The sequence below is a fragment of the Nonomuraea lactucae genome, assembly GCF_003313395.1.
GTDB lineage: Bacteria > Actinomycetota > Actinomycetes > Streptosporangiales > Streptosporangiaceae > Nonomuraea > Nonomuraea lactucae.
In genome coordinates this window covers 1-953 of the sequence record NZ_QNFZ01000041.1, presented here as the reverse complement: position 1 = coordinate 953, position 953 = coordinate 1, and the positions used below count along the sequence as shown (strand labels likewise).

At 66.5% G+C, this 953-nt stretch carries 1 protein-coding gene; it reads right to left on the bottom strand.

The window, feature by feature from the left end; genetic code table 11:
• Positions 1-917: AMP-binding protein (locus tag DQW85_RS02805; protein ID WP_240196882.1), on the bottom strand; the 917-nt coding region annotated here is incomplete at its 3' end.
• Positions 918-953 lie beyond the last annotated feature (36 nt).

Below are 953 nucleotides of genomic sequence, written 5' to 3'. Positions count from 1 at the left end.
AACAACTCACCCGGCATCCCAACCGGCACCAGCTTCAGCCACTCGTCCAACACCAGAGCCCGCACCCCAGCCAGCGGACGCCCCACCGGCACCATCGCCCCATCTACCAAAGCCCCATCCGCCAGCGGCATCAGCAATGAATCGATCGCCGCCTCGGTCACCCCGTAGACGTTCGCGGGTACCGCCCGCGGCCCCACCGAAGCCACAGACTCCAGAAACGCCTCGTAAGTCCACACATCGGTACCGGAGATCACCAGACGCAAGCTCTCCAAGCCGCCATGACGGCGGCAGTAAGCGGCCAGATCCCGCAACAACGTGCCGGGAACGATCTCGGCGACCTCGACCCGATGCTCACCCAGCGCCCGATACAACTCCTCCACCGACACAAAATCCGACTGCGGCAAGAACACCACACTCCGCCCAAAGCACAACGCCCGGACGATGTCGCCCACCGACACATCGAACCCAGCCCCCGCCATCGACAGCACCACACCAGGACCGCCGACCTGTTCCAGCGCCGCACCCCAGCCGGCGACATAACCAGCCAGCGCCCGATGCGAAACCCCGACCCCCTTCGGCCGCCCCGTCGACCCAGACGTATACGCCACATACGCCAACCCGTCCCACCGAACAGCCGCCGGCAACGCAACCTCTCGCGCCGCCTCCAACCGATCCACCAGCACAACCGAACCATCGAAGTCCGGCAGCCCCCCGGCCAGGCCACTGTCGGTCACCACCACAGCAGCGCCACAGTCGTCCAGCATGAACGCCAGCCGCTCCGCCGGATACCCCAGGTTGAACGGCACATACACCCCACCACACTTCAACACCGCGACGAACGCCACCACCAAATCCACACCCCGACCCAGCAGCACACCCACCGGCACCTCAGGCCCAACCCCCCGACCCGCCAACACAGCCGCCAACCGCGAAGCCCGCACCTCCAACTCCCC